The sequence below is a fragment of the Paraburkholderia tropica genome, assembly GCF_914484835.1.
Lineage (GTDB): Bacteria > Pseudomonadota > Gammaproteobacteria > Burkholderiales > Burkholderiaceae > Paraburkholderia > Paraburkholderia tropica_A.
On the sequence record NZ_CAJZAR010000049.1, the window covers coordinates 185,553 to 200,627 of the forward strand.

Here is a 15,075-nt window from a genome sequence, read left to right on the forward strand (position 1 = left end):
CGCCCGCGCGCTTCGCGGCGCTTAAAACAGCCGCGGCGTGCCGACCCAGACCAGTACGGCTTCGTCGTCGCGCGCGTTGGTCCAGCTATGCGGCACCGTCGATTCGTAGTGCGCGCTGTCGCCCGCGCCGAGCACGAACGACTTGCCTTCGAGCGTGATCGTCACTTCGCCGCTGAGCACGTGGACGAATTCCTCGCCCGCGTGCGTGGTCACCTCGCTCGGACGCTCGCCGGGCGGCATGCGCACGAGAATCGCCTCGAGCTGGCGGCCGCCCGACTGATTCGACAGCCGCGCGAACAGATCGGCGGAATCGGCGAACGCGAAATACTGCAGGTCCTTGCGGCGGCGCACGCAGCCTTCCTCGGTCGGCGTATCGACGAAATAGCTCACGGGCACGCCCAGCGCCTTCGCGATGCTCACGAGCGAGGTGATGGACGGGCTCGCGTGGTCGCGCTCGACTTGCGAAAGAAAGGGCTTGGAAAGCTGCGAGACGGTCGCGATGTCGTCCAGCGTGCGCCCCTGGCGCTGGCGCAGTGAGCGGATCTTGCTGCCGACGGAGACGACGCTCTGGGTTTCGACGGTTTTCGATGCCATGTTGGGGGCGAGTCGTTGGAATGGGTGCGAGAAGTGGTCATCCGCCTGCCGGCGCGCTAGCGGGAATGATTTGTCTGATGGATGCGAATGCGTGCGCATTCGATGCGGATTGTTGCGCGCAGCGCTGAAAAAAACGCGCATTCCGGCTGGATTTCCCCGCTGCGAATCAATTCGCTTCTCTCCATGGATTTCGTTCTAGTAAATGTGCGCGTAAAAAAACCCGCCGACGCACATTAGTGAAAATCAACGATGTCGTATGCATCGGGATCACTTCACTGTGTCTCAAGCATAACATCGCCATTTTTCTGAGGATATCGGAGTTTGTTTCTTATTCTTTCTCTTACATGTGAGCGATGTGCAGGTTCTTGCGCGCCGACTTTCGCGCCGTTTCTGCCCGCTCCCCGCGAAACGCACGCTGCAAGCCGCATCGCGCGTTATTCGGCAGCGCCTGAATGATAAGTCGGCAGCACCCGCATAAATCGGCAATTCAATCGAACTGAATCTCGTCCCGGTTTCGCCCCGGTTTCACCACAGTCGCGCATATTCTCCGACGAACTGTGTTCCAGCGAACGCCGTTCTGTAATTCGATGTGACAGCCGCGCCGCGCCAATATTCAGATTGATTTTTATTCTGCGCGCTGTCCGCATTGCGGCGCTCAGCGGCGAGGGTTTCATGGGGCGTCATCCAGATCCGCCATCGTGGCCGAATCCGCCGATTGATCTTCACGCGGAAGTGGCTCATATTCGTTTCCACTTTCTCGCCCATCCTCCTTCGCGTTGTTCGCGCATCCGGCGCAGCGGCACGCAAATTGCGGCGCTTCGCCATTCGTCATCCGTCGCATGTCGCCTTCGGGCCGCGGCGGCCCTTGAAGCTTTCGAATCGCTAGCTCTTCCCATGTTTAACGAACCAGGTCGAGGCGCCCCCGGTCCGAGGCAGTGTCCCCACTGCGGCAACCGGCTGAATGCGCCATTGATATTTTGTCCCCAATGCGGCGCGAACCAGCTTGCCGGTGCGTCGCGAGGCGGCGAGGGCGGCACGCCCGAGCGGCCGCGCGTCGTCTCGCAGCGTTTCCATACCGAGCGCGGCGCGGTGCCGGCGGGTTTCGGGCGCGAACGTTTTTACGCCGATTACGACGGCTATCGCGCGCACGAATCGCACGGCGCGCGGCGCTCGCGTCTGCCGCTCTACGCGTTCGGCGCGGTGGCGCTGGTCGCGGCCGCGCTGGCGGGCTATGTGATTTCGCATCGCGATGCGCCGGCGGGCGCGATGATCGGGCAGTCGGTGGAGGGCGCGGTGTCGTCGCAGCAGGACGGCACGCGCGCGCCCTCGGCCACGACGGCCACGGTGCATGCAGCGCCGTTGGCCGGACCCGCACCCGCGCATCGCGACGCGACGGCGCGCGCGGTGCCTTCGGTCGCCGCGGTGCCGACCCAATCGGCTCACGCCGCGCCCACACCGCGTAATGGGGCCGTGGACGCTCGCGCATCGGCGGATCAATCCGCGGAGAAAAACGGCGGTACGGCCACGCGCGCTGATGTCGCGCGCAATCTCGCCGTGGCGCGGACGAATCTCGACAAGAACCGCTTGTGGCCCGCGCGCCGCGCGATCACGAGCGCGCTCGCCGCGCAGCCCGGCAACGCCGAGGCACAGCAGATGAAGGCCGATTTGCAGGCGCGCGAACAAGAGCGCGATGCGCTTCTCGGTTATGGGCGGCTTTGCGCGCGCGAGGGCAAGTGGTCGTGCGCGTGGCAGAACGCGGGCCATGCGGTGACGATCGACGCGTCGAGCCAGGAAGCGAAGCGGCTGCTTGCGCGCTCCATCGCCGCGCAGGGCGTGGGGACGGCGGGCCATATCGATTCGGGCTCGCCGGGACCGGATGACGATCAGTGAGTAAGCGAGCGGGCGCGTGCGCGTAGTTGATGTGCGCTCGCGCCGCTCGATGGCGTGGATGTCTGCGCGATCAGTTGCGCGTGGCGCGCCTGCGTGCGCTCGTCGACGCGCAACGTCTGCGCGGCCACATGCTGTGGCGTGTCGAGCGTGCTGACCAGCGAAAAAAAGCGCAGCAGTTCGCTCGCTAGCTTTAAGCCTGCGCGTCACCCAAGGCTCCATTTCAGATGCGGCAGCATAGATCACCATGAACTGCTCTTGCGTGAGTCACGCTCGGCCGACCTTAAAGTTCGGTTTCTGGTGACGGTCACGGGATTTTTCCCATGTCGGGTTGACTTCTTGTTTCTGCCCAACGAAAGGCGTCGGCTAATATCCCGCGCACGAGGGCAGCCATATTCGAGCCTCGCTCCGATGTTGCGTGCTCAGGGCGGGAGCGTAACGATGGCCGATAGCATGAGGAGATTGGCCGGCGGAACGCCTTTCGGTTTGTTCTCGTCAGTGTAGTCGCGCCACCGATGCGGGCTCTTGAGTCCGAGAATCTGCGCCATCTGAATGGACGAGTAGCCGACCGTTTCCTTCCAGAGCTTGATGATGAATTCCTTTCGGATGCCGGCCACGCGATTGCGCTTCCTATGCCTCGAAGCCCAGGCGGATACCGACTGGGCTTCAAGCGAAACGATGCGCCGGCTTCGGGCGATCGATTCTTTGGGGTCACCAAACCTCCAGGGCACGGTGCCTGCGAATAAATGGTAATCCGCACAATTCGCGCATTCTCTTCCCGTGCGTTGGCATTTGCCGTGTGCTTGCCGATAATCACGGCATCAAACAGCGACTACGGGGCGTGTAATGAAAAAAATATGGAACATTGCGGGGCTTCTCATCTTCTATCTGGCCACGTCTGCTTTGCTCGCCGACGTGGATGAAATCTTTCGAGAACTTACGGAGACATTTGGAGCAAAGATCGTCTTCTATGCCGCATTGATTGCAGCAACGGGAATGCTCTGGGACGTCACGAAAGGGGTTCTGATTGATGAGCTTTCGATCGATGTTGGGTGGTTGCTTGCGATGGTCGGATTTGGTCTCGTATCCATAGGCTTGATGAAGGCCGGGCATCGAATCGGCTTCGGGTTTTTCGCGTTCGTGTGCGGGTGTGCCGGGGTGTCTGTGCTTCGGGGAATCGGGACGGCGCGATCGAATGCCGAGAAGGTAAGGGCGCAGTTCGCGCAAGAGAAATTGATTGAAGAAATCGACGCGGTGATTAATGCAGCCATGCAGGATGAAGGAGTGCAGGCACCACGGAAGCTTCCTCCAACAGCGAAGACCAGCGCGAGTAAGGTCGGCGCCTCGCCTTCGAGATCGATAGCTCTTGAACGTATGTTTTGACCACTCCGGTTGACTTTGTGATGTGCTCAGATTCGGAATTGCTAAAGGGTTGAGCACACCCCCAAAACCGTCCAAGGCCGCTTTGGGGCCTCAGGTCGACCAGCGAGGTGGTCCATTGCTTCGATCCGGTTTTACCCAACGAAGCCACGTTCGTCGGCATGAGCGCTATCGCGCAGGCGCGTCAGCGCCTGGGTGATGCGGCTATGGGCTGGCTCCGCCGGCAGGCCGCTGCGCGCGCGACTTCAAGCGGCTGAGCTTGTGGGCAATGGTCGGCACCACGCTGCGTAACCCGGACAGCTCGGCCAATCACGAGCCCTTCGGCGCCCAGGGTTACGCGGGCGGCAAGGTGGCAAGCTACCCGCAGGTGCGGGCTGTGACGCTGATCTTGATTCCGATACATCTCGTTGCGAACCTTGTATTCGGCCGCTACGACATGAACGGGATGATCTATGCCAGGGCCTTGCTGTGCCTTTGAGGCGAAGTGCGAGCCAATCGAACTCGGCTTTGTGCGTTCCCTCCATCTCATCCGGCACGAGATGATGCGGGCTGCGCGCGCCAGCACTCGCCAAGCTCGCCGCCGTTCTCAAACGACTGCGTGAACACCTCAAGCTGCTCACCAATGGAAAACGGCCCGGTCGACAATGCGACTGGGCCGTCAAGTTCCGTCATGCTCGTTATACCGTTCGATATCTTCGGAAAGACCTCAACTGAACGGCATTACTCCCAAGAGCGGCTTTTTCATCAGCGATCCAGCAAAAGATCGCGCAAGCTTCAGTCGTCGAGCTGCGAAAGATCGCGCACGGCGCCCTTGTCGGCCGACATCACGAGCTTGGCATACGCCTTGAGCGCCGCCGAGACCTTGCGCGGACGCGGCTGCACCGGCTTCCAGCCCTTGGCGTTCTGCTCCTCGCGACGGCGCGCGAGTTCCTCGTCCGACACCAGCACGTCGATCGTGCGGTTCGGAATGTCGATGCGGATCTTGTCGCCATCGCGCACGAGGCCGATCGCGCCGCCCGCTGCCGCTTCCGGCGAGCAGTGGCCGATCGAGAGGCCCGAGGTGCCGCCCGAGAAGCGGCCGTCGGTCAGCAGCGCGCAGGCCTTGCCCAGACCCTTCGACTTGATGTAGCTGGTCGGGTAGAGCATTTCCTGCATGCCGGGGCCGCCCTTCGGGCCTTCGTAGCGCACGATTACCACGTCGCCGGCCTTGACCTTGTCGGCGAGGATGTTCGCGACCGCTTCGTCCTGCGACTCGGTCACGTGCGCCGTGCCTTCGAACACGAGGATGCTGTCGTCGACGCCCGCGGTCTTCACCACGCAGCCGTCGAGCGCGATGTTGCCCGTCAGCACGGCGAGGCCGCCTTCCTTCGAGAACGCGTGCTCGTACGAGCGGATGCAGCCTTCGGCGCGGTCGCTGTCGAGGCTCGGCCAGCGCGTGTTCTGGCTGAATGCGACCTGCGAGGGCACGCCCGCCGGACCCGCCATGTAGAACGTCTTCACGGCTTCGTCGTCGGTGCGCACGATGTCCCACTGGTCGAGCGCGTGCTTGAGCGAAGGCGCGTGCACGGTCGGCACGTCGGTGTGCAGCTTGCCGGCGCGATCCAGCTCGCCGAGGATGCCCATGATGCCGCCCGCGCGATGCACGTCTTCGATGTGGTACTTGTTCGTGTTCGGCGCGACCTTGCAGAGCTGCGGGACGACGCGCGAGAGGCGGTCGATGTCGGTCATGCCGAAGTCGATGCCCGCTTCCTGCGCGATAGCCAGCAGGTGCAGGATCGTGTTGGTCGAGCCGCCCATGGCGATGTCGAGCGTCATGGCGTTCTCGAAGGCCTTGAAGCCCACCGAGCGCGGCAGCACGCGTTCGTCTTCTTCCTCGTAGTACTGGCGCGCCAGTTCGACGATGCGGTGACCCGCGCGCTTGAACAGCTGTTCGCGGTCCGCGTGCGTGGCCACCACCGTGCCGTTGCCCGGCAGCGAGAGACCGAGCGCTTCGGTCAGGCAGTTCATCGAGTTGGCCGTGAACATGCCCGAGCACGAGCCGCAGGTCGGGCAGGCCGAGCGCTCGACTTCAGCGACTTCGGCGTCGCTGTACTTCGAGTCGGCGGCGATCACCATCGCGTCGATCAGGTCGAGCTTCTTGACTTCGATGGCCTTCGTGACCGGGTTCGCGAGGCGCGTCTTGCCCGCTTCCATCGGGCCGCCCGAGACGAAGATCACGGGGATGTTCAGGCGCATGGCGGCCATCAGCATGCCCGGGGTGATCTTGTCGCAGTTCGAGATGCAGACCATGGCGTCGGCGCAGTGCGCGTTGACCATGTACTCGACCGAGTCGGCGATGATGTCGCGGCTCGGCAGCGAGTAGAGCATGCCGTCGTGGCCCATCGCGATGCCGTCGTCGACCGCGATGGTGTTGAATTCCTTGGCGACGCCGCCGGCGGCCTCGATCTCGCGCGCGACGAGCTGGCCCAGATCCTTCAGGTGCACGTGGCCGGGCACGAACTGGGTGAACGAGTTGACCACCGCGATGATCGGCTTCTGGAAGTCTTCGTCTTTCATGCCGGTGGCGCGCCACAGGGAGCGCGCCCCCGCCATGTTGCGGCCGGCGGTGGAGGTTTTGGAACGGTATGCGGGCATCGTGGGTGCTATGAAAAGGTCGAAAAGGTCGCAGGAAAACAGCGGGCCACGGGAATAAAGGCCCTTCGCGCGCCCGTGCGGACAACCTTTTGAGCTGCGCTTTGGGCAAACTCAGCGATTATCCCACACCCGCAGCAGGGCCGCCCGGCCCGCCCGCCGGGGCGTTTTTCGGCGCCGCCGCGCCTTTTTCCCCGCATGCCGCCGCGCATCCCCGAACGGGATTAGTCCCGCGCGGAATATCGATGTGCCAATCGCTCGGTTGGGCCGCGCCGGGCGCGCTGCTAGATTGGTCCCGCGTGCCAGGCGCACGCCATCCATCAACGAACGACCTCATCACGCGGAGCCATCCATGGCAGAGACCGGAGACCGGGCCGCGCGCACGACCGCGCGCGTCATCGCCGACGACAACGAAGCGCTCGACGCCGCGCGCGAACTGGCCGCGCGCCTCGCCGAAGACGCCGCGCTGCGCGACCGCGAGCGGCGGCTGCCGCGCGAGGAAATCGAATGGTTCTCGCAGTCGGGCCTCTGGGGCATCACGGTGCCGAAGGCTTATGGCGGCGCGGGCGTCTCGTTCGTCACGCTGACCGAGGTCGTCAAGTTGATTTCGGCCGCCGACCCGTCGCTCGGGCAGTTGCCGCAGAACCATTTCGGGCTCGTAGACGTGATCGCGCTCACGGGCACCGAGGAGCAGAAGCGCTTTTTCTTCGGCGAGGTGCTGGCGGGCAAGCGCTTCGGCAACGGTTTCTCAGAAAAAGGGACGAAACACGTGCTCGACCTCAGGACGCGCGTGCTGCGCGACGGCGACGATTACGTGGTCAACGGCACCAAGTTCTATTCGACGGGCGCGCTGTTCGCGCACTACGTGCCGGTGCTCGGGCTCGACGCGGACGGGCGCGGCTGGCTCGCGTGGATCCCGCAGGGCACGCCGGGCCTCGCGATCACCGACGACTGGTCGGGCTTCGGCCAGCGCACCACGGCGAGCGGCACGGTCACGCTGGACAACGTGCGCGTCGGCGCTTCGCACGTGTTCCCGGCGCATCGCGTCTCCGAGCAGCCGACGCTGAACGGCCCGGTTTCGCAGATCATCCAGGCGGCCATCGACGCGGGCATCGCGCGCGCCGCCGTCGCCGACACGCTGACGTTTGTGCGTGAGCGCGCGCGTCCGTGGGTCGACAGCGGCGTCGAGCGCGCCGCCGACGATCCGCTCACGCTGCGCGAAATCGGCCATCTGCATATTCAGCTGCACGCCGCCGAAGCGTTGCTCGAACGCGCCGCGAGGCTGTTCGACGCGATCGCCGCACAGGACACGATTAGCGAGGACGACGTTGCGCGCGCCTCCGTCGCCGTGGGCGAGGCGAAGGTGTTGACGACCGAAGCCGCGCTGCTGGCGGGCGAAAAGCTGTTCGAACTGGGCGGCACGCAGTCGACGCTGGCGGCGCACAACCTCGACCGCCACTGGCGCAACGCGCGCACGCACACGCTGCACGATCCGGTGCGCTGGAAGTATCACCTCGTCGGCAATTACTATCTGAACGGGAAAAAGCCCGCGCGCCATGCGTGGAATTGAGGGACGGGCGATCGCGCCGCTCTCGCGCTGAAGGCGCGGGAGCCTGACAAGAACGGCACACGCGGGCGGAATGTCCGTCGCGTGTGCCGTTTGCTTTGGGGCGCATTTTTTGGGGCGGCATGCCGAGGGTTTCCCGCCATATGGCGGCGCGCGGCGCTTTTGCGCCGTCGCTGTAGAATGAGGGCACCCCACGAGCCGTTGAAAGCCGGCCGCCGAATCCCATTTATTCGTCGTGAATTCGCGTATCCCTGACCCCTTGCCGCCCGCGTGGCCGTTCCCGCCGACTCGCGATGTGGCTGGCCGCACCTACGGCCAGCTCGTCGCGCTGCGCTATCGCGGCGCGGACGTGTGGCTCTGGCGCTGCCGCTGCGGCGGCCATGTGAGCGCGCGGCTCGATGCGGTGGAGAGCGGCCAGACGCGCGATTGCGGCTGCCGCGAGCAGCGCCAGGTCTGGCGCTCGCGCCCGGGTTCGCCGTCGTTGAAGGGCGGCGAGGTGTTCGGGCAGTTGACGACCGAGCGCTATGCGGGCGATGGCGTCTGGGTGTGCCGATGCGAATGCGGCGCCGAAGTGACGGTCAGCGCCGGACGCCTGCGGCTCGGCCAGGCGCGCTCATGCGGACGGTGCTCGGGTGCGTCGGCGGCTTGAGTTTTAGGCTGAGCGGCGCCTCGGTCAGCGGATTGGCCGGCGCTTCAATCTGTGCCTGAAGGCGGCGCGTTCAAGCGCCGCGACAAGTCATCAAACCGCCTTCAAGCCGCCGACACGCCACGCGCATCGGCGAGCGTCGGGCCTTCCTCGCGCGTCGAATCCGCATCCGCGAGTTCCGCTTCGATCTCGCGCAGCCGATGCGGCGCGACCACGCGCAAAGCCAGAAACCAGCCGAGTCCCGCCGCGAGCAGCGCGCCGAACACATAGGGCAGCACCGCATACACGCCGGGCGCCGCCGGATAGATGCTGCCGACGAACGGAATGCCGATCAGCACGGTGGCCGCCGCGCTGATCGCCACATGGCGCGGCTTGAGTTCGCCGCGACGGCGCAGGAAGCAGGGCGCGGCGACCGCCACGATCACATAGGTCAGCAGGAAGCCAAACGTGGCGATCGTGCTCAGATAGCCGTACGCGTCGAATAGCGACGTCCCCGCGAACTGGAACGTCACCGCGACGATCAGCGAAAGCACCACGAGCAGCGTGACCGCGACGTGCGGCGTGGCGTTGCCCGCGTGCGCGCGGCCCGTTGCTGCGTGCAGCAGGCCCTGGCGCGCGAAGGTGTAGAGCAGCCGAGCGGCGGCGTTGATCGACGAGAAGAACGCGGCGAAGAAGCTCAGCGCCACGCCCGCGTCGATCAGCACGCCGAGCGCGCCCAGATGAATGCCGTGCGCGACTGCCGAAAGCGGCGCACTCGCCTGGTCGAGCGGCGTGGCCGCGCCCTGGAACAGCGCGACGAGACCATACGATGCGGCGAGAAACAGCGCCGCCGGGCCGAGAATGCTGACGATCACGGCGCGCGGAATCAGGCGGAACGGTTCGCGCGCTTCCGCGCCGAGCGCGGTCACGCTTTCGAAGCCCGTGAAGCTGAAGAAGGCGAGCACCATGCCGAGCCGCAACTGATCGGGCTTCACGGCGGCCAGCGTGAGCTGATGCGTATCGACCCAGCGATGCTGCGCGAACAGCGCCGCGACGATCACGAACACAATCAGCGCCACGGTGCTCAACTCGATCCACAGCGTGGTGCGCGTCGAGAGCCGGATGTCGCGCCACGTGATGAACCACGCGCCCAGCGTCACGAACACGGTGATCGCGACCGTCACGGCGAGCCCCGCGCCCGAGGCCACGCCGATATCCTTGAACAGCACCACGATCTCGTTGACCGTGCCTTGCAGAATGCCCGCCGCGCCCACGCCATAGGCGATCAGCAGCGACCAGCCCGCCACCGCGCCCCAGATCGGGCCGAGGCCGCGCGCGGCATAGGTGTAGAGCGCGCCGGGCGAGGCCGTGCGTTTGGCGAACTGCGTGATGCTCCACGAGGCGAACAGCAGGCCCACGGTCGCGAACAGATAGGCGAGCCAGGTGCCGTTGCCCGCTGTGGCGAACACCGCGGGGATCAGGAGCCCCGCGCCGCCCGCCGCGCCGACGAGTCCGATCGATTGCGCAATCAGTTCGGATAACGAAAGATAGCCGCGACGCAAGGTGCCGTCGCGCGCCGCCGTGGCCGCGAGTTCAGTCATAGGTGTGGTCCGGTGAGTGTAGGTGTCGGGATGAGACGCGCCCGGGCCGCCATGGCGCGGGCGCGTGATGAATCCGGCCGCTCAGGCCGTGGCTTCCGCCTGCACGCTGTTCGCGGATGAATGTGTGGATGACTGCGCGTCCGCTTGCGCGTTCACTTGCGCGGCAGCTTCACGCTTCACCCGCTCGATATCGCGAAACTGCGCCGCAGGATGATCAAGCGGCAGACGCGCATCCGCGCCGAACAGCTTCTCGCGCAGCGTGCCGCTCGCATAGGCGCGCGGATACACGCCGCGCCGCTGCAATTCCGGCACGAGATGCTCGACCACGTCCTCGAAGGTTTCGTGCGCGATGGCATACGCGAGATTGAAACCGTCGACATCGGTGGCCTCGACCCATTGCTGGAGAATGTCCGCGACCGTGGACGGCGAGCCCACGAACACCGGGCCGAGTCCGCCCACGCCGCCCCAGCGCGCGAGTTCCTCGATGGTCCACGCCTTGTCGCCGCCCGCCAGATGCTCGACGGCGGAGACGATCGCATTGGTTTCCACGCGCTTCACGGTATCGGTCGGCAGATACTGGCCGAAGTCGATGCCGGTCCAGCCCGACATGAACACGAGCGACCCGTCGTACGAGACGTGCCGCTGATACTCCTCGAACTTCGCCTGGGCCTTGGCGTCGGTTTCGTCGACGATCACGGTCACGAGGTTGTAGATCAGCAGCTGGCGCGGATCGCGGCCCGCGAGCGCGGCCTGGCGGCGCACGTCGGCCACATAGTCGCGCAGCAGCGTCTGGGTGGGCGCGGCCACGAACACGCATTCGGCGTGTTCGGCGGCGAAGCGCTTGCCGGGACCGGATGCGCCCGCCTGGAACAGCACCGGCGTGCGTTGCGGCGACGGCTCGCACAGGTGATAACCTGGGACTTCGAAATATTTCCCCTTGTGGCCGATTTCATGCACGCGCTCGGGATGCGTGAACACGCGGTTCTCGCGGTCGCGCACCACGGCGCCGTCTTCCCAGCTGCCTTCGAAAAGCTTGTAGAGCACTTCGAGATATTCGGCGGCCACCGCATAACGGTCGTTGTGATCGCGCAGGCCCAACTGGCCCACGTTCTTCGCGCCGCTTTCGAGGTACGAGGTCACCACGTTCCAGGCGAGCCGCCCCTTGGTGTGATGATCGGCCGTGGACAGACGCCGCGCGAACGTATACGGATGCTCGAAACTCGTCGACGCCGTGATGCCGATGCCCAGATGCTCGGTGACCATCGCAATCGGCGCGGCGAGCTGCAGCGGATCGTTCACGGGAATCTGCGCGGCCTGATGCAGCGCGTGATAATTGCCGCCCTGATAGACGTCGTAATAGCCGATCACATCGGCGATAAAGATCGCATCGAAAATGCCGCGCTCGAGAATCTTCGCGAGATCGGTCCAGTATTCGAGGTCCTTGTATTGCCACGAGCGGTCGCGCGGATGCGTCCACAGCCCCGGCGACTGATGGCCCACGCAGTTCATTTCGAAGGCGTTCAGGCGGATGGTTTTACTCATGACGTTCACTTGCTCCCACGGCCCGGACCGTTGCCGATCTGCCAGACGAAGGGCGGCTCGGTGCCATTGATGGCCCAGTCGCCGACGATGCGCGCCTTGTAGACGAGCGGATTGTGCGAGGACACCGTGCGCGCGTTGCGCCAGTGCCGGTCGAGTGCGAGGCGCGTGCTGGTGGCCGAGGCGCCGAGCGCGTCGAACAGATGCGTCGCCGCGCGCAGCGCGAAGTCCGACGCCGTGAGCTGGCTTTGCGCCGACGCGATTTCGGCTTCGACGTTGGCGGCGCGTTCGACCGCTTCGTCGCCGCCGAAGCGCGCCTCGTAGGCGCGTTGCGCGGGTTCGGCCGCCAGTAGCGCGACCGCGCGCGCGGCATAGGCCCACGACGCGATTTCGCCGACCACCTGCTGGATCTGCGCGTCCTCGCTCACGTGCGGCGCGTTGCCGTGGCTGTAGACGCGCTTGCGCGTGCGCACGAGTTCGGCGGCGTCGCGCTGCACGGCCTCGGCGATGCCCGCGAGCGTGGCCACGTGAAAGAGCTGATAGAACGCGGTCTGATACTTGAAGCGGCGCGCGAAGTCGATCACGTTGCGCGGTTCGACCACGGCATCGTTGAAGCGCGTCGTGCCGCTGCCGGTGGTGGTCTGGCCGAAGCCGTCCCAGTCGTCCTCGCGCACCACGCCCGGCTGATGCGTGCTCACGGCGGCGATCACGTCGCTGCCATCGGCTTCGCGCTGCGCGTAGACGTCGATCCAGTCGGCGTAGATCGTGCCGGTGCTGTAGTACTTCGCGCCGTTCACGACGAAGCGGCCGTCGCGCTGCGAGACCTGGGTCTGCACCTGGCCGACGGCCACGTTGCCGACTTCGGACCACGCGCTGCCCACGATCTGGCCGCTCGCGAAGCGGTCGAACCACGCGCGCTGATCTGCGTCGGGCGGCACGTTGAGCCAGTCTTCGACGAAAGCGAAATGCGCGCGCAGCGCTTGCGGCAGATTCGAATCGGCTGCGGCCAGTTCGATCAGCAACTGGAACAATTGCGGAATGGACGCGCCCGCACCGCCGTCGCGCACGGGCAGACGCACTGCGCCGAAACCGGCTTCCTTCAAGGCGGCGATGGCCTCGTGCGGCAAGATGCGTTCGCGGTCGCGTTCGGCCGCGCCGCGCGCGATCTCCGCGAAGATCGGGCGAAAACGCGCGGCGAGCGTTTCGTAGTCCGTGCCGGTCGAGAGCGCGGCGGCGTGAAGGTCGGGAATGGGAGCGGATCGCGATATTGTCATGGTGTTCCTCCGGGTTTCTCCATCGGGACTCGGCCTCGGATGGCGTGAAGGGCCAGTATAGAAATGCGCATCGCGGCGCTCCAATAACGGATTCTCGAATCGATATCGGCGGCGCGTATTTGTGCGCGATGCATCGCGTTATCACGGATAAAACGCCGTAAAAACAGCGCTCGCGGGGTTTTGCCGCGTTCAGCCGCCTTATCGATGGCGCGCGGATCAATATGAGCATCGCTTCGTTGGGCGCAACGAAGCGTCTCGCTACGATGACGCCATCCTGTGCCTGCGAGACCGAGACGCCCGCATGTCCGCTCCGAATTCTTCCGCCCCGATTTTCTCCGCCCGCGCGATCGACAAGCGCTTTGGCGCGACCGTCGCGCTTTCGCATCTGGACTTTTCGATTGGCGCGGGCGAGGTGGTCGCGCTGATGGGCGCGAACGGCGCGGGCAAATCGACCTTCGTGAAGATCGTGAGCGGTGTGCAGGGCGCCGACGCGGGCGCAATGCAGCTCGACGGCCAGCGTTACGCGCCGGCTTCGCCGCTGGCCGCGCGCCAGTTGGGCGTGGCGACCGTGCATCAATCGATCGCCGATGCCGTGGTGCCCGCTTCGTCGATCGCCGATAACCTGCTGCTCGACGAACTCTGCGGCGGCGCGCAAAGCTGGTGGACGCCGCGCGCGACGCGGCGCGAACGTGCCCGTGAACTGGCCGCGCGCGTGGGGCTCGATGCCGATCTCGATGCGCCGCTCGGCACGCTCGCGCTGGCCGCGCAACAACGCGTCGTGCTGGCGCGCGCGCTGGCCACGCGGCCGCGTCTCTTGATCCTCGATGAGCCCACGGCCAGCCTGTCCGCCGCCGAGGCCGCGCGCCTGCACGCGCTCGTCGACACCTTGCGCGACGAGGGCGTGGCCGTGTTGCTGGTCTCGCATCGGCTCGCGGATCTGCGCCGTCTCGCGACGCGCGTGGCGGTGCTGCGCGATGGCCGCGTCGTATCGCAGCAAAGCGCGCCGGTCGACTTCGACGCCGCGCTCGAAACGATGATCGGCCGTCCTTTACCGCCGCCGCGTATTGATTCGTATGACGAACTAAATAATGGAGAGGCGATTCTGCAGTTGCGCCAACTGCGTCTCACCGACCGTACCGCTGCATTCGATCTCGACGTGCGCGATGGCGAAATCGTCGCCGTGGTGGGGCCGGTGGGCGCAGGCAAGTCGCGGCTCGCGCAGACGATCTTCGGTGCGACGCGTGCGTTCGCGGGCGAGATGCGGCTCGACGGCGCGCCGTGGCGTCCGCGCACGCCCGGCGACGCGATCCGCGCGGGTGTGTTTCTCGCGGGCGAGGACCGGTGGCGCACCTCGCTGTTTCCTGATGCCGTGCCCTTCGCCTCGATTGCGGGGACGATCGGCTTTCCGTTTCTGTCGCGCTGGAGCCGGGGCGCCTTCGTCGCGCGCGAGCGCGAGCGCGCCGCCGCGCGTGCGGCCATCGACGCGTTCGGCATTCGCTGCGCGGGGCCGGACGATCGTCTGCCGCGACTGTCCGGCGGCAATCAGCAGAAAGTGCTGCTCGCGCGCTGGCACGCCGAACCCGCGCGCGTGCTGCTGCTCGACGAACCGTTTCAGGGCGTGGACGCGGGCGCGCGCGCCGATATCGCGGCGACGCTGCGGCGCGAAGCGCCGGGCCGCGCGACCCTCGTATTGGTGAGCGATCTGGAGGAGGCGCACGAAGTCGCCGACCGCATCGTGTATTTCGATCGGGGCGCGTTAGACCTTGGCGCGTTAGAGACCGCCGATCCGTTTGAAGCCAGCCATCCTGCCGAAGCCATCGAATCGCAATCGACACACTAAGCAACTCAAAAGCGACCATGAAAAGCGCCGCCACTCCGCTCGTCACCGATGTCACCGATCAACCGCTGCCGCACGCGGCATCCGGTACATCACAACCGCGCCGCCTGCTCGTACTGCTTGAACGCAGCGGCCTGCTG

At 65.7% G+C, this 15,075-nt stretch carries 12 protein-coding genes and 1 pseudogene; 6 read left to right on the plus strand and 7 right to left on the minus strand.

What is annotated here, in order from left to right:
- Positions 1 to 21: 21 nt before the first annotated feature.
- Both LDO54_RS17020 and LDO54_RS17025 read right to left on the minus strand, forming a co-directional pair.
- Entirely contained in the window at positions 22 to 594 is a 573-nt protein-coding gene (locus LDO54_RS17020) for a cupin domain-containing protein (protein ID WP_224011858.1), read from the minus strand.
- A gap of 525 nt (positions 595 to 1,119) precedes the next feature.
- Complete coding sequence (locus tag LDO54_RS17025; RefSeq protein WP_224011859.1) at positions 1,120 to 1,419, minus strand: hypothetical protein; 300 nt, start codon at positions 1,417 to 1,419, stop codon at positions 1,120 to 1,122.
- A gap of 144 nt (positions 1,420 to 1,563) precedes the next feature.
- Here LDO54_RS17025 and LDO54_RS17030 point away from each other — a divergent pair, with 144 nt between their 5' ends.
- Positions 1,564 to 2,484: a hypothetical protein gene (locus LDO54_RS17030; RefSeq protein ID WP_224011860.1), complete on the plus strand. Its 921-nt coding sequence runs from the start codon at positions 1,564 to 1,566 to the stop codon at positions 2,482 to 2,484.
- A 419-nt stretch (positions 2,485 to 2,903) separates the two neighbouring features.
- Here the strand turns inward: LDO54_RS17030 and LDO54_RS17035 are convergent, their stop codons facing one another.
- A complete protein-coding gene (locus LDO54_RS17035; protein ID WP_224011861.1) occupies positions 2,904 to 3,098 on the minus strand; it encodes a hypothetical protein in 195 nt (64 codons plus the stop codon).
- Between the two features lie 229 nt (positions 3,099 to 3,327).
- Here LDO54_RS17035 and LDO54_RS17040 point away from each other — a divergent pair, with 229 nt between their 5' ends.
- Complete coding sequence (locus tag LDO54_RS17040) at positions 3,328 to 3,864, plus strand: hypothetical protein (RefSeq protein WP_224011862.1); 537 nt, start codon at positions 3,328 to 3,330, stop codon at positions 3,862 to 3,864.
- Between the two features lie 95 nt (positions 3,865 to 3,959).
- A pseudogene (locus LDO54_RS17045) lies at positions 3,960 to 4,575 on the plus strand (IS4 family transposase); the annotation flags it as partial.
- Positions 4,576 to 4,635: 60 nt separating this feature from the next.
- Here the strand turns inward: LDO54_RS17045 and ilvD are convergent.
- Positions 4,636 to 6,495 (minus strand): dihydroxy-acid dehydratase, encoded by a 1,860-nt coding sequence (ilvD, locus tag LDO54_RS17050; protein WP_224011863.1) that lies wholly within the window; start codon positions 6,493 to 6,495, stop codon positions 4,636 to 4,638.
- A 349-nt stretch (positions 6,496 to 6,844) separates the two neighbouring features.
- On the opposite strand from ilvD, the gene LDO54_RS17055 reads away from it, so the two are divergent.
- Both LDO54_RS17055 and LDO54_RS17060 read left to right on the plus strand, forming a co-directional pair.
- The gene (locus LDO54_RS17055) at positions 6,845 to 8,062 is read left to right on the plus strand and encodes an SfnB family sulfur acquisition oxidoreductase (RefSeq protein WP_224011864.1); all 1,218 of its coding nucleotides are present in this window, start codon (positions 6,845 to 6,847) and stop codon (positions 8,060 to 8,062) included.
- Positions 8,063 to 8,354: 292 nt separating this feature from the next.
- Entirely contained in the window at positions 8,355 to 8,708 is a 354-nt protein-coding gene (locus LDO54_RS17060) for a hypothetical protein (RefSeq protein ID WP_224011865.1), read from the plus strand.
- 101 nt (positions 8,709 to 8,809) lie between these two features.
- On the opposite strand, the gene LDO54_RS17065 is transcribed toward LDO54_RS17060, so the two are convergent.
- The 3 genes from LDO54_RS17065 to LDO54_RS17075 form a co-directional block, all read right to left on the minus strand.
- Complete coding sequence (locus LDO54_RS17065; protein ID WP_224011866.1) at positions 8,810 to 10,285, minus strand: APC family permease; 1,476 nt, start codon at positions 10,283 to 10,285, stop codon at positions 8,810 to 8,812.
- A gap of 81 nt (positions 10,286 to 10,366) precedes the next feature.
- The gene (locus LDO54_RS17070; protein ID WP_224011867.1) at positions 10,367 to 11,827 is read right to left on the minus strand and encodes an LLM class flavin-dependent oxidoreductase; all 1,461 of its coding nucleotides are present in this window, start codon (positions 11,825 to 11,827) and stop codon (positions 10,367 to 10,369) included.
- Positions 11,828 to 11,832: 5 nt separating this feature from the next.
- Positions 11,833 to 13,098: an acyl-CoA dehydrogenase family protein gene (locus tag LDO54_RS17075; protein ID WP_224011868.1), complete on the minus strand. Its 1,266-nt coding sequence runs from the start codon at positions 13,096 to 13,098 to the stop codon at positions 11,833 to 11,835.
- Between the two features lie 301 nt (positions 13,099 to 13,399).
- On the opposite strand from LDO54_RS17075, the gene LDO54_RS17080 reads away from it, so the two are divergent.
- A complete protein-coding gene (locus tag LDO54_RS17080) occupies positions 13,400 to 14,938 on the plus strand; it encodes a sugar ABC transporter ATP-binding protein (RefSeq protein WP_224011869.1) in 1,539 nt (512 codons plus the stop codon).
- The last annotated feature ends 137 nt before the right edge of the window (positions 14,939 to 15,075 follow it).